This window comes from Microbacterium sp. SORGH_AS_0454 (assembly GCF_031453395.1).
GTDB lineage: Bacteria > Actinomycetota > Actinomycetes > Actinomycetales > Microbacteriaceae > Microbacterium.
Genome location: NZ_JAVIYS010000001.1, coordinates 1,441,513 through 1,459,402, shown reverse-complemented (window position 1 = coordinate 1,459,402; position 17,890 = coordinate 1,441,513). Strand labels below are relative to the sequence as shown.

General features: G+C 70.3%; 17 protein-coding genes. 10 read left to right on the top strand and 7 right to left on the bottom strand.

Annotated elements, in window-relative coordinates; genetic code table 11:
• Positions 1-19 precede the first annotated feature (19 nt).
• Positions 20-1,360 (bottom strand): 6-phospho-beta-glucosidase, encoded by a 1,341-nt coding sequence (locus tag QE454_RS06770; RefSeq protein ID WP_210075755.1) that lies wholly within the window; start codon positions 1,358-1,360, stop codon positions 20-22.
• Entirely contained in the window at positions 1,357-2,103 is a 747-nt protein-coding gene (locus tag QE454_RS06765) for a DeoR/GlpR family DNA-binding transcription regulator (protein WP_210075753.1), read from the bottom strand. Before QE454_RS06765 ends, QE454_RS06770 begins: the two co-directional genes overlap by 4 nt.
• Before the next feature lie 131 nt (positions 2,104-2,234).
• Between QE454_RS06765 and QE454_RS06760 the strand changes: the two genes are divergently transcribed.
• Genes QE454_RS06760 through QE454_RS06730 form a run of 7 tightly spaced genes read left to right on the top strand, consistent with a single transcriptional unit; the run spans position 2,235 to position 10,099 of the window.
• Entirely contained in the window at positions 2,235-3,272 is a 1,038-nt protein-coding gene (locus QE454_RS06760) for a PfkB family carbohydrate kinase (RefSeq protein WP_210075751.1), read from the top strand.
• A complete protein-coding gene (locus QE454_RS06755; protein ID WP_307456730.1) occupies positions 3,269-4,543 on the top strand; it encodes an extracellular solute-binding protein in 1,275 nt (424 codons plus the stop codon). The genes QE454_RS06760 and QE454_RS06755 overlap by 4 nt, the downstream gene beginning before the upstream one ends.
• Entirely contained in the window at positions 4,540-5,508 is a 969-nt protein-coding gene (locus QE454_RS06750) for a carbohydrate ABC transporter permease (protein ID WP_267788961.1), read from the top strand. Before QE454_RS06755 ends, QE454_RS06750 begins: the two co-directional genes overlap by 4 nt.
• Positions 5,505-6,401: a carbohydrate ABC transporter permease gene (locus tag QE454_RS06745; protein WP_210075749.1), complete on the top strand. Its 897-nt coding sequence runs from the start codon at positions 5,505-5,507 to the stop codon at positions 6,399-6,401. The genes QE454_RS06750 and QE454_RS06745 overlap by 4 nt, the downstream gene beginning before the upstream one ends.
• Before the next feature lie 2 nt (positions 6,402-6,403).
• The gene (locus QE454_RS06740; RefSeq protein WP_307456734.1) at positions 6,404-7,150 is read left to right on the top strand and encodes a glucosamine-6-phosphate deaminase; all 747 of its coding nucleotides are present in this window, start codon (positions 6,404-6,406) and stop codon (positions 7,148-7,150) included.
• Positions 7,147-9,420, top strand: a complete 2,274-nt coding sequence (locus QE454_RS06735) for a glycoside hydrolase family 2 TIM barrel-domain containing protein (protein ID WP_309668560.1) — start codon at positions 7,147-7,149, stop codon at positions 9,418-9,420. The genes QE454_RS06740 and QE454_RS06735 overlap by 4 nt, the downstream gene beginning before the upstream one ends.
• Before the next feature lie 19 nt (positions 9,421-9,439).
• Entirely contained in the window at positions 9,440-10,099 is a 660-nt protein-coding gene (locus QE454_RS06730) for a hypothetical protein (protein ID WP_309668559.1), read from the top strand.
• 137 nt (positions 10,100-10,236) lie between these two features.
• On the opposite strand, the gene QE454_RS06725 is transcribed toward QE454_RS06730, so the two are convergent.
• Positions 10,237-11,199 carry an alpha/beta hydrolase gene (locus QE454_RS06725; RefSeq protein ID WP_210075745.1) on the bottom strand — a complete coding sequence of 321 codons (963 nt, stop codon included), beginning with the start codon at positions 11,197-11,199 and terminating at the stop codon, positions 10,237-10,239.
• Between the two features lie 115 nt (positions 11,200-11,314).
• Here QE454_RS06725 and QE454_RS06720 point away from each other — a divergent pair, with 115 nt between their 5' ends.
• Entirely contained in the window at positions 11,315-11,878 is a 564-nt protein-coding gene (locus tag QE454_RS06720; protein WP_307456743.1) for a TetR/AcrR family transcriptional regulator, read from the top strand.
• Positions 11,879-11,890: 12 nt separating this feature from the next.
• Here the strand turns inward: QE454_RS06720 and QE454_RS06715 are convergent, their stop codons facing one another.
• From QE454_RS06715 to QE454_RS06705, 3 genes are read right to left on the bottom strand one after another with little or no spacing between them, the layout of a single operon-like run.
• Positions 11,891-12,466, bottom strand: coding sequence for a molybdenum cofactor guanylyltransferase (locus tag QE454_RS06715; protein WP_307456746.1), 576 nt, complete (start codon positions 12,464-12,466; stop codon positions 11,891-11,893).
• Positions 12,460-13,656, bottom strand: a complete 1,197-nt coding sequence (gene glp, locus QE454_RS06710) for a gephyrin-like molybdotransferase Glp (RefSeq protein WP_307456749.1) — start codon at positions 13,654-13,656, stop codon at positions 12,460-12,462. The genes QE454_RS06715 and glp overlap by 7 nt, the downstream gene beginning before the upstream one ends.
• 40 nt (positions 13,657-13,696) lie before the next feature.
• Entirely contained in the window at positions 13,697-14,155 is a 459-nt protein-coding gene (locus QE454_RS06705) for a GNAT family N-acetyltransferase (RefSeq protein ID WP_103207239.1), read from the bottom strand.
• Between the two features lie 82 nt (positions 14,156-14,237).
• On the opposite strand from QE454_RS06705, the gene QE454_RS06700 reads away from it, so the two are divergent.
• Positions 14,238-14,732 carry a DUF1990 family protein gene (locus QE454_RS06700; protein WP_307456752.1) on the top strand — a complete coding sequence of 165 codons (495 nt, stop codon included), beginning with the start codon at positions 14,238-14,240 and terminating at the stop codon, positions 14,730-14,732.
• 353 nt (positions 14,733-15,085) lie between these two features.
• Positions 15,086-16,939 carry a ricin-type beta-trefoil lectin domain protein gene (locus QE454_RS06695; RefSeq protein ID WP_307456755.1) on the top strand — a complete coding sequence of 618 codons (1,854 nt, stop codon included), beginning with the start codon at positions 15,086-15,088 and terminating at the stop codon, positions 16,937-16,939.
• Here QE454_RS06695 and QE454_RS06690 read toward each other — a convergent pair.
• Positions 16,921-17,874 carry an Asp23/Gls24 family envelope stress response protein gene (locus QE454_RS06690; RefSeq protein ID WP_307456759.1) on the bottom strand — a complete coding sequence of 318 codons (954 nt, stop codon included), beginning with the start codon at positions 17,872-17,874 and terminating at the stop codon, positions 16,921-16,923. The two genes, QE454_RS06695 and QE454_RS06690, sit on opposite strands and share 19 nt — an antisense overlap.
• Between the last annotated feature and the right edge of the window lie 16 nt (positions 17,875-17,890).

Here is a 17,890-nt window from a genome sequence, read left to right as displayed (position 1 = left end):
GCGGAACCGCACCCCCGGGTCAGCGAAGGTACGACAGGTCGGCGAAGCTGGAGCCGGCGTCGTCCAGGAGGGCACGGGCCACCCGCACCGAGTCGATGAGCGGGTGGTGGGCGAGAGCGCGCAGCGCGGCGGCGCGCGAACCCGTGAGCGCGGCCTCGATGGTCTGCCGCTCGACGTACTTCACCGTGGTGACGAGACCGAGGCCGAAAGCCGGCACGGCCGCGCTCTCGATGGGCCGCGGGCCGTCGGCGCCGACGATGCACGGGACTTCCACCACGGCCTGGTCGTCGAGACCGGCGAGCACACCGCCGCCCGGCACGTTGAGGATCAGACGGGCCGACTGGTCGTAGGCGATCGCGCGCATCAGCGCGATCGCGACGTTCTCGTAGCCGCCCGAGACGAGGTCTTCTTCGTCACGGTCGCCCATGCCGGCGGAGTCGCGGTTGGTCGCCATGTAGGTGACCTCGCGCTCGTGGCGGCAGGCCTCCCACGCCGCGTGCGGGTGCGGGGCAGTCGCCGCGGCATCCCAGAACCCGGCCTGCTGGTCGAGCAGGTACCGCCCGCGGGTGGTCGCCGCGTACTGGTCGGCCTGCAGTACGTCGCGGCGGTACGAGTAGTAGTGCAGGTACTCGTTGGGCAGCGCGCCGAGCGTGCGGATCCAGTCGGCGCCGAACAGCGCACCCTCTTCGAACGACTCGATACGCTCGGGAGAGGCCAGCAGCTCGGGCAGCAGGTCGACGCCGTCGCGGCGCAGGGCGGTGAGCCAGCCGAGGTGATTGAGACCCGCGTACTCGATCTCGACGTCAGCGGAGTCCCGGATGCCGAGAGCCCCGAGCGCGCGACGGGCCAGGCCGATCGGTGAGTCGCAGATGCCGATCACGCGCTTGCCGAGCACACGACCCATGGCCTCGGTGACGACGCCGGCGGGGTTGGTGAAGTTGATGACCCACGCATCGGGGGCGACCCGCTGGATGAGCTCGGCGAGCCGCATGGCCACCGGCAGCGTGCGCAGCGCGTACGAGATGCCGCCGAAGCCGACGGTCTCCTGACCGATGACCCCGTGCGAGAGGCCGATGCGCTCATCGGCCGCCCGACCTTCCATGCCGCCGACGCGGATGGCCGAGAACACGAAGTCGGCGCCGCGCAGGCCCTCCTCGGCATCCATGTGCACGCTCACGCGCGGCGCGTCGGAGAAGTCGCGGGCCTGATCTTCGAGGATGCGGGCCATCGTGCGCAGCCGGGTGCCGTCGGTGTCGATGAGGGCGACCTCGTCGACGCGTCCGGGGTCGCGGTCCAGGAGGAGGGCGCGGTAGACCAGAGGGGTGCGGAATCCTCCGCCACCGATCATGGCAAGCTTCATGCGGTCACAATCTCGACATTCCGTCGGCCCAGGGACTCGACGATCGGGCCCTCGAGCGGCGCATCGGTGATGAGCCGCCGCAGGGCGAGGGGCAGGGCGATACGCCCGGCGCCGCTGCCGGGGAACTTGCTGTGGTCGGCGAGCACGGTCGCCGCGTCGCACGCGGCGAGCATGGCCTGCTTGATCGGCACCTGGGCGAGCGTGGTGTCGCGCAGGTCGCCCTCGGGAGACATGCCGCTGACGCCGAGGAACGCGTGGTCGGCACGGATCAGACGCAGCGACTCGGTCGTGAGGTGGCCGGCGACGCTGCGGTAGACCGGATCGTAATCGCCCGGGAGCATCACGAGGTGCGTTTCGCGTTCATCGCGCAGCACGTCGTAGATCGCCAGGTTGTTCGTGATGACGGTGACCGCGCGGCCGCGCAAGAGACGGGCGAGCTGCAGCGTCGTCGTTCCGACGTCGAGGATGACGGCCTGACCGTCGCGGATGGTCGCGGCCGCAGCCCGCGCGATGCGCTCTTTGCCCTCGCGGTTGACGGGCTCGACGGTCGCGAACGGGGCGTCGCCCTCGCTCATCACCGCACCGCCGTGGGTGCGCCGGAGGAGCCCCGCGTCGTCGAGGCGCTGCAGATCGCGGCGGATCGTGGCGATGCTCGAGCCGGTGGCCTCGGCGAGCTCCGCGACCGTGGCCGCTCGGGCGGAACGAAGGTGCTGGAGGATCTCGCGATCTCTGACGTCTTTCATGGTTCGATCACCATAGCGCTCAAAATCGCTCAGTAACAAAATGTTTACACGCAAAAATTTGCGCGTTCATGATTGCACGGTGCTATAAACGGTGCAACGCCCCCGGTCGTCACCGAAGAGAGGAGGGGCCGATGACAGTTGCATCCGGTCCCACCCCTCGCCTTCTGACGGCGGGGCAGCTCTTTCTCGATCTGGTCTTCGCCGACCTCGCCTCGGCCCCGCGCCTCGGTGAGGAGCACTGGACACCGGCTTTCGGCTGGGGTCCCGGTGGCATCGCGAACTACGCGATCGCCGCCGCCCGTCTCGGCGTCGACACCATGCTCTGCGCCGACGCCGGCGCTGACCCGATGTCTCGACTGGTGCGCGACCGTATGGCCGACGAGGGCATCATCGACGGCGTCCGCGAGCGCACCAACTGGAACCTGCCCGTCACCGCCGCGATGAACTACGACGGCGACCGCGCTCTGGTCACGGGCGGTCGTCCCGCCGCCCCCCTGGCATCCCTCCTGCACGATGCCCCCGTGACTCCCGTGGCGGCCCTGCACATCGACGACTCGGTATCGGAGTGGGTACGTGAGCGCGCTGCGGCCGGCACCAAAGTGTTCGCCGACATCGGCTGGGATGCCGACGAGCGGTGGGATGCCACGGCCCTCGACGTGCTCGACGGCTGTCACGCGTTCCTCCCGAACGAGGCCGAGGCCCGCGCCTACACCCGCGCCCACGACGCCCGCACGGCCGCCCGCGCTATCGCCGAGCGCGTCCCCCTCGCCGTCGTCACCCGCGGCGGACACGGTGCCATCGCCGTCGACGCGGCGGCGGGCGACGAGGTCGAGATCGACGCCGTCGCCATCGACTTCGTCGATGCCACGGGCGCCGGCGACGTCTTCGGTGGGGCCCTCGCCGCCGCCGAGCTCACGGCCTGGTCACTGCGCGAGCGCGTGGAGTTCGCCACGCTCGTCGCCGCCATCACCGTGTCGCGCCCGGGCGGCGCGGCCGCTGCTCCCCGACTCGACGAGCTGCTCCCCTGGCTCGACGCCCACCCGGCGGCCGCCGACCCGGCGCGCTTCGCCTTCCTTCGCGCCGCGCTGCACGACGGCGCATCGCCCTTCGCCACCCCGCCCCGCCCCGCACTCACACCGCACCCGAATCAAGGAGTGACCCACCCATGATGACCCTCACCCCGCGCCACCGACGCGCGCTCGGCACCGTCGCCGTCGCCGCCGTCGCCGCTGTGTCCCTCTCGGCCTGCTCCGGCGGCGCCGGCGGCTCGTCCGACGGCCCGATGACCCTCTGGACCTGGCCCGGCGGCCTCGGCGAGAGCGTCGTCGACGCGGCCAAGACCCAGTTCCCCGACGCCAAGCTCGAGGTCACGACCATCGGTGACGACGTGAAGCAGAAGCTCGTGACCGTGTTCACCGGCCGCAGCGGCATCCCCTCGATCACCGGGATCAAGGGCGAGGACATGCCCTACTTCCTGCAGCAGGCCGACCTCTTCACCGATCTCAAGACGCTCGGTATCGACGACAAGCTCGCCGACTTCCCCGCCTGGAAGCTCGCCGAGGCCACGACTCCCGACGGCAAGCTCATCGGCCTGCCCACCGACATCGGTCCCACCGCGTTGTACTACCGCACCGACGTGCTCGCCGCGGCGGGCCTTCCCACCGACCCGGCCGCCGTCGCCGCCGCCACCAAGACCTGGGACGACTACTTCGCCTTCGGTAAGAAGCTCAAGGCCGCCACCGGCGCGTACCTCGAGGTCTCGATGGAAGACGTGTTCACGAAGGTCATGGGTCAGGGCGAGACGAAGATGGTCTCGCAGGATGGCGAGTTCCTCGGCGACAGTGCCCAGGTCAAGAAGGCCTGGGACACCGCGATCGAGGCGAACGAGCTCGGCCTGGTCGCCGGCATCCAGGACGGCAGCCCCGACTGGGCCGCCGCGGTCAACAACGGCTCGCTCCCGACCCTGCTCGGCGCCGCCTGGTACCAGGGCGACATGAAGAGCAACGCGCCCGACACCTCCGGCAAGTGGAACGTCACGGCCATGCCCGGCGGCCCGGCGAACATCGGCGGCTCGTTCCTGACCATCCCCGCCGCCACCGGCAACAAGGACGAAGCGATCAAGATCATCGACTACCTCCTCGACGCCGAGAACCAGGCCACCACGTACACCGAAGTGGGCAACTTCCCGTCCTCGACCGCGGCACTGAGCCAGCCTGCCCTGCAGCAGCCCGACCCGTTCTTCGGCGACCAGGTGACCACCGACGTCTTCAAGACGGCCTCCGAGAACATGCCGATCAGCTACACCAGCCCGATCGACAACGAGCTGCAGGCCCCCTTCATCACCGAGCTGACGAACGTGCAGTCGCAGGGCAAGGACCCGAAGCAGGCCTGGAACGACGCCCTGGCCGCCGCCCAGCAGGTCTGGGAGCGCTCTAAGTGACATCCGCCACGCGCGTCATGACGGCCTCGGGGGTGCGCCCCAGTGCGCGCCCCCGAGGCCGGGGCCTGATCCGGCACTGGCCGATGTACGTGGCCATCGCCCCCTTCTTCCTGCTCTTCCTGGGCTTCGGCCTCTTCCCCACCGCCTACTCGCTCGTCCTGTCGTTCCAGGACTGGAACGGGCTGGGGGCTGCGAAGTGGACGGGCATCGACAACTACACCCGCCTTTTCACCGACCCCACGTTCTGGCTGTCGGTGCGCAACACCTTCGTCATCTTCGTCCTGTCGACGTTCCCGATGCTCATCATCGCGGTCGCCGTCGCCGCCATGCTGAACAACGCCGTGCGCTTCAGCACGGCCTTCCGCATCGCCTACTTCGTGCCGAACATCACCTCGGTCGTGGCGATGGCGGTGCTGTTCGGCTCGATCTTCGGCGAGAACTTCGGCCTCGCCAACTCCTTCCTGCACGCCCTCGGGCTACCCGGGGTGCAATGGCTGTCGACGCCCTTCGGCATCCAGTTGACGATCTCGATCCTCATCACGTATCAGTGGACCGGGTACAACGCGATCATCTTCCTCGCCGGCATGCAGTCCATCGGGGGAGAGGTCTATGAGGCCGCCAAGCTCGACGGCGCCGGCCCCATCCGCAGCTTCTTCTCGATCACGCTGCCGCTCCTGCGCCCGACGATCATCTTCGTGCTCGTCGTCTCGACCGTGACCGGCATGCAGAGCTTCACCGAGGCCCAGGTGCTGACGGCCAGCTCGAGCACGACCAACCCGAACAGCGGCGGTGCGGGCCAGGGCGGTCTGACGATGGTCCTGTACTTCTACCAGCAGGCCTTCAGCTACAACCGCTTCGGGTATGGCGCCGCGATCGCGTGGGGCGTATTCCTCATCGTCGTGATCTTCACCATCATCAGCTGGCGCTTCACCGCCGGCAAGAAGGAAGACAAGGCCCGCGCATGACCGTCACCACGCCCCCGCCCGCGACGATCACCGAGCACATCACGACCGCCGGCGTGCCGCTTCGCCGTCGTCGCAAGGTGACCCCGAGCCGTGTGCTCCTCTACGGCGTGCTCAGCGCCGGCGCGTTCATCTCGCTCTTCCCGCTGTACTGGCTCGTGGTCATGGCCAGCAACTCCACGAGCGACATCTACACCACGCCGCCGACGTTCGTCCCCGGGCCCCGCCTGTTCGACAACATCGGGGCGGTGTTCACCCGGATCGACTTCGCGGGCTCGCTGCTGAACACGGTGATCGTGGCGTGCAGCGTGACGTTCCTCGTGCTGGTGTTCGACTCGCTCGCCGCCTTCGCGTTCGCCAAGTTCGAGTTTCCGCTGCGCCGCACGCTGTTCACGATCACGCTCGTGACGTTCATGCTGCCGATGCAGCTCGCCGTCATCCCGCAGTTCATCACCATGACCAACCTCGGCTGGGTCGGTCAGCTGCAGGCGCTGATCGTGCCCGCGGCCGCCAACGCGTTCGGCATCTTCTGGCTGCGCCAGTACATGGTGTCGTCGATCCCCGACGAGCTGATGGATGCCTCGGTGCTCGACGGCGCGGGCTTCTTCCGTCAGTGGTTCACCGTGTGCCTGCCGCTGATCCGCCCGGGCCTGGGCTTCCTCGGCATCTTCACGTTCATCGCCGCGTGGAACGACTACCTGTGGCCGCTCGTCGTGCTGACCAACCCCAACCAGGTGACGCTGCAGGTCGCGATGGCCCAGCTGAACACCGCGTTCGGTCAGGACTACGGCATGGTCATGGCCGGCGCCCTGCTCGCCGTGCTGCCGCTGCTCATCGTCTTCCTCATCGGCGCACGCCAGTTCATCGGCGACATCGCCAAGGGCGCGATCAAGTGAGCGTGACCCTTCCTGCCGCCCTGGTTCCCGTCTCGCCGACCACGCGCGTCGTCGCCTGCGCGACCGACGAGATCGGCGAGGTCGCCGCCGACGTCGTGGCGACCATCGCCTCCGACGGCGTGCTCGGCGTGGCCACCGGCTCGTCGCCGCTCGCGCTCTATGCCGCGCTCATCCGTCGCCGCGCCGAAGGCCTGCGCACCGAGGGGCTGCGCCTCTTCGCGCTCGACGAGTATGTCGGGCTGTCCCCTGACGACCCCCGCTCGTACGCGGCCTACGTGCGTTCCGTCATCGCCGAGCCGCTCGGCATCCCGGCCGAGAACGTGCGGGTGCCCAGCGGCTCGACCGACGCCGACGGCGCGGCCTACGAGCGCGCGATCGCCGAGGCCGGCGGCGTCGACGTGCAGATCGTCGGCATCGGCCGCAACGGCCACATCGGCTTCAACGAGCCGGGTTCGGATGCCGAGACCCGCACGCGCGTGGTCGAGCTCGACGAGAGCACGCGCCGCGCCAACGCCGAGCACTTCGACGGCGACCTCGCGCAGGTGCCGACGCACGCGCTCACCCAGGGCGTCGCGACGATCCTCTCGGCGCGGCGTATCGTGCTCGTGGCCGCGGGCTCCGCGAAGGCCGCCGCCTTGCGCTCCGCCCTCACCGGCCCCGTCACCGCCGACAACCCCGCCTCGTTCCTGCAACGGCATCCCGACGTCACCGTCGTCGCCGACCCCGACGCCCTCCGAGAGGACCGATGACCCACCTCGGCGACACCGCCCCCGGATCCGACAGCCGCCTGCCCCCGCGCGCCTGGCTGCGATCCGACGCCCCGGTCCAGAGCCTCGACGGCGACTGGGCCTTTCTTCTGCACGACGCCGACCCGGGCGACGACCTCGACGGCCCGCCCCCGTTCGCAGCCGTCGACGCCGACGTCTCGGCGTGGGACCGCATCCCCGTGCCCTCGCACTGGGGCCTGCACGGTCACGGCCACCCGACGTACACGAACATCCGGTACCCGTTCCCGCTCGATCCCCCACACGTGCCCGACGCCAACCCCACGGGCGATCACCGCCGCGTCTTCACATGGCATCCCTCGTTCTGCCCCGGCGGCCGCACACTGCTGCGCTTCGAGGGCGTCGAGTCGCTCGCGACGGTGTGGCTGAACGGCACAGAGGTCGGCTGGTTCACCGGCAGCCGGCTCATGACCGAGTTCGACGTGACCGACCACCTCGTCGACGGCGAGAACGCGCTCGCCGTGCGGGTGCACCAGTGGTCGGCCGCCAGCTACCTCGAGGACCAGGACCAGTGGTGGCTGCCCGGCATCTTCCGCAGCGTCTCGCTGCAGGGCCGACCCGCGAACGGCCTCGACGATGTCTTCGTGCGCGGCGACCGCGACCCGGCGACGGGAGCGGGCACGCTGGACGTGCGCCCGCGCGGCGGCTGGCCCGTGACCGTGCGGGTGCCCGAGCTCGGCATCGATGAGACGTGGGCCTCGGAGGGCGCGGTGGCCCCCCTCCCGATCCCCGCGGTCGACGCGTGGACGGCCGAGACCCCCCGCCTGTACGACGTCGAGGTGTCGACGGATGCCGAGACCGTGCGCCTGCGCGTCGGCTTCCGCCGCGTCGAGATCGTCGGTGATCGCCTGCTCGCCGACGGTCGCGCGCTGATCTTCCGCGGCGTGAACCGTCATGAGACCGACCCCGATCGCGGCCGCGTGTTCGACGAGGACTACGTGCGCGGCGAGCTCGCGCTCATGCGCCGGCACAACATCACCGCGATCCGCACCGCGCACCAGCCGCCGCACCCGCGCGTGCTGGAGCTGGCCGACGAGCTGGGCTTCTGGGTCGTGCTCGAGTGCGACCTCGAGACCCATGGCTTCTGGGACGTCGAGTGGACGGGCAACCCCGCCGACGACCCCGCCTGGCGCGCCGCGTGCCTCGACCGCGCCCGCCGCACGGTCGAGCGCGACAAGAACCACGCGAGCGTGGTGATGTGGTCGCTCGGCAACGAGTCGGGCACCGGGCGCAACCTGGCCGAGATGGCCGGGTGGATCCGCGAGCGCGACGACTCGCGCCCCATCCACTACGAGGGCGACTACGGCGGGGCCTACACCGACGTGTACTCGCGCATGTACCCGACGCTGGAAGAGATCGCCTCGGTCTGCGGTGAGCAGACCATGCCCGTGCACGAGATCGGCCCCGCCGAGGGCGCACGCCAGCGGGCGAAGCCGTTCGTGCTGTGCGAGTTCGCGCACGCCATGGGCAACGGCCCCGGTTCGCTCGCCGACTACGAACGCATGGTGGAGCGATACCCGCGGCTGCACGGCGGGTTCGTGTGGGAGTGGCGCGATCACGGTATCCGCACCCGCACCGCCGATGGCACCGAGTTCTTCGCTTACGGCGGCGACTTCGGCGAGCCCGTGCACGACGGCGTCTACCTGATGGACGGCCTCGTCCTCTCTGACGGCACACCCTCTCCCGGCCTCGGCGAGCTCGCCGCGGTGTGGGCCCCGGTCAGGCTCGAGCACCTCGGCGAGCGCGCGTGGCGCGTACGGAACCGGCAGCACACGCTCGGCACCGGCCACCTCGAGCTGCGGTGGCGCGTCGAGGACGACGGCATCCCGGTCGCCTCGGGCGCCCTCGACCTGCCGACGCTGGCCCCCGGCGCCGAGAGCATCATCGAAGTGCCCGAGATTCCGGATGCCACGACAGAGCGCTGGATGACCCTCGAGGTCGCGCTGCGCGAGGAATACGCATGGGCCCCGGCGGGGCACGTCGTCTCGCGCGCGCAGGCGCGAATGCATGCCGCTCCCCTGCGCCTGGCACAGGCGTCGAACGGCGGCTGGCGCGGCGACGCGCTCGGCGACGCGGTCTTCGACCGCCGCGGCGGCCTCGTGCGCTGGCGCGACCTGGAGGTGTCGGGGCCGCTGCCCGAACTGTGGCGCGCCCCCACCGAGAACGACCAGCTCGACGGTCAGGGCTCTTACGAGACCCGCCGACCCTGCGCTCACCGACGGTCGCGGCGATGAGAGCACCCCGGCGTCGTCGGTGCGGTGGCTCGAACGCGGCCTCGACCGTCTGCAGCATCGCGTGTTGTCGGTCGAGCGCACTGATCAGGGTCTCGTGCAGCGTGTGCGGTCGATGCCCGCGCACAGCGCGCAAGGCATCGAGACGACGTTCGCGTGGCGCCTCGACGGCGACGGGCTGCGGCTGCACACCGACATCCGCCCGTTCGGCCCGTGGGACTGCACCTGGCCGCGCGTCGGCGCACGCATCGGCCTGCCGGGCGCCCTCGCCGACGAGCGGGTGCGCTGGTTCGGCACGGGACCGGCGGAGTCGTACAGCGATAGCGCCGAGGCCGCGTACGTCGGCCGCTTCGAGGCCGCCGTCGACGAGCTCGGCGTCGCGTACGGCCGCCCGCAGGAGACCGGGCACCGCCCCGGCCTGCGCGCGCTCGATCTCGGTCCCCTGCGCCTGCGCGCGGTCGCGTCGGGCTCGACCGGCCTGCCCGGGTTCCAGCTCGACCGCCACACCGCCCAGGAGCGCACCGGCGTCGCGCACGCGCACGAACTGCCGCCGTCGAGGGGGCTCTGGTTGTACCTCGACGCCGCCCAGCACGGTCTCGGCTCGCGGGCGTGCGGCCCCGATGTGCTGCCGCGCCACGCGCTGTGGCCGCGGGCGGTGTCGTGGACGGTGGTGCTCGAGTAGCCCGACAGGGGCGCCGTGGTGCGCGTTTCTCGTCCCCGGCAGTGCACCAGCGGGTGGCCGACGGCCTGCTGCCGGGGGTGATGACGACCGGTCGGGGCCCGGGCCACGCTCGACAGCGCAGCCCGGGCCGGTCGGCGTTACGCCGCGAGCGCCTTCGACAGGAAGGCGACGGCCTGCGCGACCGCAGCCTGCGCCGCATACGTGTCATGCAGAGCGTTCACCATCACGAAGTCGTGCACGATGCCCTGGTAACGGACGGCGGTGGTGGGCACGCCCGCCTGACGGAGCTTGGCGGCATAAGCCTCGCCCTCGTCGCGCAGCACGTCGGCCTCGGCCGTGATGACGAGCGCCTGCGGGAGTCCCGCGAGCTGGTCGAGCGTGGCACGCAGCGGCGACGCGGTGATCTGAGCGCGGTCGTCGTCGCTGGTCGTGTACTGGTCCCAGAACCACTTCATGCCGTCGCGCGAGAGGAAGTAGCCCTCCGCGAAGCGGTGGTACGACTCGGTGTCGAAGGCCGCGTCGGTCACCGGGTAGAACAGCACCTGCGCGGCGAGGTCGACGCCGCCGCGCTCCTTCGCGAGCAGGGTGAGCGCCGCGGACATGTTGCCGCCCACCGAGTCGCCCGCGACGGCGATGCGCGCCGCGTCGAGGCCCTTCGACTCCCCTTCGGCGACGATCCACTGGGCGGTCGCCCACACCTGCTCGATCGCGTGGGGGTACCGCACCTCGGGCGAGCGGTCGTATTCGGGGAAGACGACTGCGGCCCCGGTTCCCACCGCGAGGTCGCGCACGAGACGGTCGTGCGTGTGCGCGTCGCCGAAGACCCAGCCCGCGCCGTGGATGTAGATCACGACGGGCAGCACTCCGATCGCGCCCTTCGGGCGGACGATGCGGACCTTCACCGAGCCGCTCGGGCCGCCCGGCACCTCGATCCACTCCTCGTCGATCTCAGGCTTGAAGATGGGGTCGTCCTGAACGCCGTCAACGGCGGCGCGTCCCTCGGCCGGCGGCAGCTGGTATAGGAAGGGCGGTTCGCTGGTGGCATCCACGAACTGCTGTGCGGCGGGTTCGAGGGCGATCTCGTGCGGGTTTCCGGACATGGTCGGGGCTCCTTCTTGACGACGGTTCTGCGAAGCGGGTTTGCGAGAACGATCGTTCTCACTCCCTGCTCCGACCGTAGAGAACGACCGTTCTCATGTCAAGTAGACTCCACACATGACCGAGACCCGCGACCGCATCGTCGATGCCGCCGACGCCCTGTACTACACACGCGGCATCGGCCAAGTGGGGATGGATAGCGTTCGAGACACCGCCGGGGTTTCCCTCCGAGCCCTTTACAAGGAGTTCCCCGCCAAAGACGACCTGATCGTCGCGGTCCTCGACAAACGCCACGGCATGTGGACCGACGGGTTGACCGACGCCGTCGAGCGCATCGACGACCCCCGCGAACGGCTGCTGGCCGTCTACGACTACCTCGCGCATTGGTTCGACGAGGCGGACTTCCGAGGCTGCGGCTTCATCAACGCCTTCGGCGAACTGGGAGCCGCCAACCCCGGCGTCGCCCGCGCGGTGCGCGCGCACAAGGCCGATTTTCAGCGCTATGTCGGGCAATTGGTCGAGGCGGCGGGCGCTCCGGCCTTCCTCGCACCCCAGCTCGCCATCCTCGCCGAGGGCGCCCAGACCACCGCGGCGATCGCTGGAACATCCGAGGCCGCCGGTGCCGCGCGCGCGGCCGCGTCGACGCTCATCGACGCCGCCTTCGCACACGGCGGCCGCTGACGACGGCGGCCGTCAGGTCGACGAGAACCCGTCCGGTGCCGCCTCCCGCAGGTCTTCCCAGGTGTCGATATCGCGCGTCAGCGCGGGATCGGCCCGCACCGACTCCACCCTCAGCCCGCCCAGAAGCGCCCGCATGGACGCGTCGCGCCCGCCCTCCGAGACACCGGATGCCGCCGCCCGCAGCGCGGCCGTTCGGTACCGGCCGATGAGCCACTGGCGTCGACCGTCGTCGAGACACGCGCCGTCCGCATTGTCGGGGACCGGACCGGAGAGAAGCGACACCGCCGGACCGGCCGTCGGAAGATCGCAGGCGAGGACGAAGACCTCCTCGGCATCCACGTCACCGAGAGCGGCGACGATCGCGGCGACGGGGCCGCCGAACGGCGGATCTTCTCGCGTCCAGGTCACCTCGAGCGCATCGTCGAGAACGGGGGCGACGACGACGACGCGTCGAGCACCGGCCGCTCGGACCGCGTCCACCGCCGTGTGCAGCAACGTCCGCCCGCCCACGCGCAGCATCGGCTTCGTCGCCCCGTCCAGTCGTGAAGCCCGCCCCCCGGCCAAGAGGATGGCGTCGACGCTCACCATTGTGTGACCATGACGAGCTCGCCCTCCGCGAGGTCGTGCTCGCTCGGCGGGATGACGGCGAGACCGTCGGCGTCACCGAGTCCGCGCGTTCCGTGGGAGGTGGGAGTCGCAACCCATCGGGCGGGGTCGGAGCGATCGAGACGCACCGGCACGTACTGCACGCGGCCCGGCCGGGCCCGGCGCCCCTCGGCGAGCGCGACGCGCAACGTCTCGCGCCCCAGGTCAGCCTCGCCCTCGAGAGCACGGACGGCCGGACGCACGAACAGCTCGAACGAGACCGCGGCGCTGACGGGATTGCCGGGCAGACCGAACAGCAGCGTGCCGGCGGGGGTGCGGCCGAAGCCCTGCGGCTTACCCGGCTGCATGCGCACCCGGTCGAAACGCATGAGGTCGCCGAGGGTGTTCTTCACGACCTCGTACGCACCCGCGCTCACCCCTCCCGAGAACACCACGATGTCGGCCCCCGCTGCTTCGGCGGCAGCGATGGCCTGACGTGGTCCGTCGCCCTCGTCGCTGACGCTCGCGCGCAGCACGATCTCGGCCCCGGACTCCTCGGCGAGACCGGCCAGCAGCACGCTGTTCGATTCGGGGATCTGACCGCGGCGGAGCGGGTGTCCCGGGGGCTGCAGTTCCGAGCCCGTCGACACCACCGCCAGCCGCGACGCGCGCGACACCGTGACCGTTCCCACCCCGGCGGCCGCGATCGCGCCGAGCCGGGCGGCGGTCAGACGCACGCCCTCGGGGACGACGAGTTCACCCTCCCGCACGTCTGAGCCGCGATGCCGGATGTGCGCCCCGGGCCCGCGGGGAGCGATGAGCACCGTGACCGCGTCGAGCCCGCCGGCGAGCCCGCCCTCGGTGTCTTCGAACGGGACGATCGCCGTCGCGTCGGTCGGCACGGGCGCCCCCGTCATGATGCGCGCGGCTTCGCCGGCATCCACCCCCGGATCGAGCTCGGTGCCCGCGGGCAGATCGGCGACCACGCGCAGAGTGGCGGGTGCGCCGAGGTCGCGCACGGCGAACCCGTCCATCGCCGAGCTGTCGAAGCCCGGGACGTCGACATTCGCGAACACGGGACGCCGCAGCACTCGACCGCGGGCAGCGGCCACGGCCCGGGCTTCGGGGGCGAGCGGAACGACCTGCTCGAGAACGGCGGCGAGGTGCTCGGCGACGTCGATCACGCGGTCCATCCGCGGGGGGAGAAGGGCATGCCCTCAGCGTAGGCGCGGGTCAGAGGTCGAGGCGGTGCGGGATCGCTTCAACGCCGTCGCGATAGGGCGCGAACCCCATCGCGGCGTAGTACGCCAGGGCGGGAGCGTTGTCGGCGCCGATGGTCGCGTCGATGTGGCGCAGGCCCGCGGCCTCCGCCGCCGCGAGGGTCCTCGCGAAGAGGCTGCGGCCGATCCCGCTACGCCCTACCTCGGGGTCGATGTGCGTGCCGATGATGCCCCAGCCCTCGTCGACCCCGTACGGGTTACCGGGCCAGGCGCGCTTCAGGGACTGGAAGCCGACCACCACGCCGTCGCGGTCCGCCACGGTGCAGGCGATCGAGTGCTCGGGGTCGAAGTACCGCTCCTCGACGAACGCCGCGTCGGACTGCGACGACCGTAGTCCCGCGCGATGGATCGCGTTCTGCACGTCGACCATCGCGTCGATGTCGGCCCGGCGCGCGTCTCGGAACTCGATCATGCAGCCATCTTCGCAGCCTCCTCCGACATTCCGTCGGCACAACCCCGGACCGCGCCACCTCTCACCCCTCTACCGTGGGCGCATGGACGAGCTGACATATGACGACGTCGGCGCAACCGCCGGTCGGATGCCGCCCGGGTATCACCACGTGCGCGTTCGACGGGTGATCGGGCGCGGTCCGGAGGTCTTCGCGACGGCCGCCGATGCCCTTCTCGCCGGTGAGGCGCAGCGGCGCGCGGGAGCCCGGATCGAGGCGTCCGAGACGCCGATGCGCGAGGGCACACGCGTGACGATGCGGTTGGGGGTCGGCATCCTGAGCGTCCGCATTCCCTGCCTCGTCGTGTGGGCCGACCGCACCGATACTGTCGCCGGTTTCGCCTACGGCACCCTCCCGGGGCACCCGGAGCGCGGGGAAGAGCGATTCACCCTGACGCTCGCCCCGACGGGGGAGGTCGTCTTCGCCATCGCCGCGTTCTCGGCGCCCGGACGCTGGTTCACGCGCATCGGCGCCCCGCTGGGTCGCGCGGTGCAGGCCTGGATGACGAGACGGTACCTCCGCGCGCTCGACCCACGCTGAAGCGCTCTTCCTCGAGAGCACCGCCGCCTCTCGCGCCAGAAGGTCGAAGACGCCGTGATGTCCGTTCCGCTCGAGATCATTTTCGCCGCACCCTCGCGCTGGAGCAGTTCTCACCCGTTTCACTCCATTTTATGTTTAAATACGGTTTTGGGTGACTTTCTGTTCTTGTGTCGAATCGTGAGTTGCCGTCCCCCCCTCGTCACGGAGATCAGATGTCGAACGACCAACCAGCAAGGCGAACATCGGCAGCGTCAGCCCGCAGGAGAAACCGCGGACTGCTTGCGCTCGCTGTTCTCGCGGTCGCCGTCTCCACGATCGGGACGGGCGAGCACACGCAGGCGTGGTTCACGTCCGTGCAGTCGCTGGCCGACAACGGCTTCTCCGCGGCCTCGATCCAGCCCGTGGCAGAAGTGCGAGCCACCTCTCGTCTCGACGGCGTCAACATCGGCTGGGACGGCGTCCTGGGACAGACCTGGGCGACCGCGAACGGGGTTACGCAGGAGCCCACCTTTACCGTGACGCGAACGGTCGACGGTGGTCAGCCCGCGACGGTGTATACCGGTTCCGCGACCTCAGCGAGCGATTCGTACCCGCGGGCCTCGTTGACCCGCGGACGCACCACGATCTCGGCGGGTACCTCCGTTTCCGGCCTGATCTCGCAGGGCAGGGTCTACACCTGGGGCAAGGACCCGGGAACCGGGCAGCTCGGAACGGGGGGCTCCTCCGCCTCCACTCCGACGCTGGTCAGCATCGCCGCGAGCCACCAGGTCGTCGACCTCTCCATCGGTGACACGAGCGCCATCGCCGTCGCGTCAGACAACACCGTGTGGGCATGGGGTTCCGGAGTTGCCGCGAACTGCAGCCAAGCGACGAACACCCCGACGCAGATCCCCGTACCGTCAGGCAAGACCATCACCGCCGTATCGGCATATCAGAACTGCGAGAGCCTCCTCCTCGCCTCCGATGGCATCGTGTACAGCTACTCCGGCAGCGGTGGCCTGCAGACCTCGGCGGTCCTGCCGGGCGGGCGCAAGATCGTGCAGATCACCGAGGGGTCCTGCGTCCTCGCCTCCGACGGCTCCGTCTGGTGCCGCGGACCGAACAACTACGGCCAGCTGGGGACCGGGTCCACGGACTCCGCGTCGGACGACTTCGTTCAGGTGACCTTCCGCACGGGTCTGTACGCCACGCAGCTGTCATCCAACGGGACGACCGTCGCCGCCGTGCTCAACAACAACTCCGTCTGGGGATGGGGGAAGAACAGCAACGGCCAGCTGGGCAACGGGTCGACCAGCGATACCGTCTCTCGGCCGGTCGCCTTCGAGGGTCTGGGCTCGCAGAACTTCATCAAGGTCTCGGTCGGTGGATCCCATGTGAGCGCGGTTTCCGCCGACGGCACGCTGTCGAGCGCCGGGCTCAACTCCTCCGGACAGCTGGGCAATGGCGGCACGACATCGAGCAGTTCCCCCGTCATCGCGGCAGGGAGCGACACCCCCGACTTCGCAGACGTCGCCGACGGCGGCTCTCGGACATTCGGCGTGACATCGAGCGGAGCACTCTGGGGATGGGGAGCGAATGCGAACAACAGTGTCTCCACCATCGGAAACGGCAATACGTCGGTCGCTTCCTACACGTCGCCAGTCCGCACCGCGTCGAACATCACGCTCGACGACGGCGCGAACAAGCTCACCTGCGCCTCCGGATCGACGGCGAACAAAATCGCGCGATGCGCCCTCTCCGGCACTCTCGTCTATTCGGTGACGTACGCCGTGCAGTCGTGGACCGCGGGTCCCGTGACGAAGCAGGCTTCGACGACAGCGACGCAGACGGGGTCGGTCACATTCGGCGGCCCGGGATCGCTGGCCATGTGCCTGGGGCTTCGCGGCGGTTCCAGCGCCAACTACACCCCCGTCGAGCTTCAGACCTGCGACTCCTCGTCGAACCAGAAGTGGAGCACGTGGTCCGACGGCACGTTCCGGTCGAACGGCAAGTGCCTCGATGTGAAGGGCAGTAGTCCCGGGAGCGTGGTGCAACTTTGGCCCTGCAACGATCTGGGCTACCAGTGGTGGGTCCTGCGCGACGATAAGACGGTCTACAACCCGAGCTCGGGACTCTGCCTGACCGACCCGAACGGATCGACGACCTCCGGGACACAGCAGGTCATCGACACCTGCACGGGCGCTTGGAATCAGCAGTGGTCGTTCTGACGACCATCGACTGATCCAGCAGGAAGGGCGACTCGGCCGAAGCCGGGTCGCCCTTCCGCATCGGTGTCGTCAGCCGCGGGGGGCTCCTCCTCCACAACCGACTGCACATCGTCGACGGCCGGGGTCTTCTCGTCGGCGCGCACCTCGTCGGCGGCGATCGCGATGTCGATCGCCGCATCCTCGAGCGCCTCGGCGACGGCGTCGCTCACGTCGGCACGATCGTCGCCCCGATCTTCGTCGGAGGCACGCGGACGCTCGGGCTCGAGGCCGTCGGTCAGGCGATCCGCGGCATCGATGTCCGACTCCGCGTCGGCCGTGGTCACCCGCTCACGCGCTTGGCGGATGGTCGCGTCCACGGCGGCCGCGGCCCCGGCGGCGACGTCCTTCGTCTTGGCGACGGCGGCATCGACGGTCTCCGAGGCACTGGCCGCGAGATCCTTCGACCTCTCGCGCGCATCATCGACGGCGGTCGACGTGCGATCCGCGACGTCCTGCGCTTTGGCCTTCACCTCATCGGCCACGTCCGACGCGCGGGCGGCGACGGCATCCGCCTTCTCCTCGGCTTCGGCGACCACATCACGGTCGAAGGGACCGAAGACGCCGGTCACGACGACGTCGACCTCGATCGTGCCGCGGCCGAGCGGCTCGAGAGCCGAGGCCACCGCGGTGCGCACGTCGCCCGCCACCTCGCGCAGATTGTGGGGGTAATCGACGACCAGCGAGATGGTCGCAGTGACCGAGCCGGCACGGTCGGTGTCGATCTTGACGCCGGGTGCGGTGCTCGCCAGGCCGACGCGTTCACGGACGGCGTCCGACGCCCGTCCGATCAAGCTGCCGAGAGCGTGGACGCCCGGAACGGAACCGGCAGCGGTCGCCGCGAGCGTCGCCGCCGCGTCGAGGTCGGGCGGGTCGATGGTCGCATCGGTGATGGACATCACGTCTCCTCGTGGG

Bases quoted from the DNA above. Each gene is read 5' to 3' on its own strand.
- QE454_RS06770 (WP_210075755.1), bottom strand. From the start codon at position 1,360: ATGAAGCTTGCCATGATCGGTGGCGGAGGATTCCGCACCCCTCTGGTC.
- QE454_RS06765 (WP_210075753.1), bottom strand. From the start codon at position 2,103: ATGAAAGACGTCAGAGATCGCGAGATCCTCCAGCACCTTCGTTCCGCC.
- QE454_RS06760 (WP_210075751.1), top strand. From the start codon at position 2,235: ATGACAGTTGCATCCGGTCCCACCCCTCGCCTTCTGACGGCGGGGCAG.
- QE454_RS06755 (WP_307456730.1), top strand. From the start codon at position 3,269: ATGATGACCCTCACCCCGCGCCACCGACGCGCGCTCGGCACCGTCGCC.
- QE454_RS06745 (WP_210075749.1), top strand. From the start codon at position 5,505: ATGACCGTCACCACGCCCCCGCCCGCGACGATCACCGAGCACATCACG.
- QE454_RS06735 (WP_309668560.1), top strand. From the start codon at position 7,147: ATGACCCACCTCGGCGACACCGCCCCCGGATCCGACAGCCGCCTGCCC.
- QE454_RS06725 (WP_210075745.1), bottom strand. From the start codon at position 11,199: ATGTCCGGAAACCCGCACGAGATCGCCCTCGAACCCGCCGCACAGCAG.
- QE454_RS06720 (WP_307456743.1), top strand. From the start codon at position 11,315: ATGACCGAGACCCGCGACCGCATCGTCGATGCCGCCGACGCCCTGTAC.
- QE454_RS06715 (WP_307456746.1), bottom strand. From the start codon at position 12,466: ATGGTGAGCGTCGACGCCATCCTCTTGGCCGGGGGGCGGGCTTCACGA.
- glp (WP_307456749.1), bottom strand. From the start codon at position 13,656: ATGGACCGCGTGATCGACGTCGCCGAGCACCTCGCCGCCGTTCTCGAG.
- QE454_RS06705 (WP_103207239.1), bottom strand. From the start codon at position 14,155: ATGATCGAGTTCCGAGACGCGCGCCGGGCCGACATCGACGCGATGGTC.
- QE454_RS06700 (WP_307456752.1), top strand. From the start codon at position 14,238: ATGGACGAGCTGACATATGACGACGTCGGCGCAACCGCCGGTCGGATG.
- QE454_RS06690 (WP_307456759.1), bottom strand. From the start codon at position 17,874: ATGTCCATCACCGATGCGACCATCGACCCGCCCGACCTCGACGCGGCG.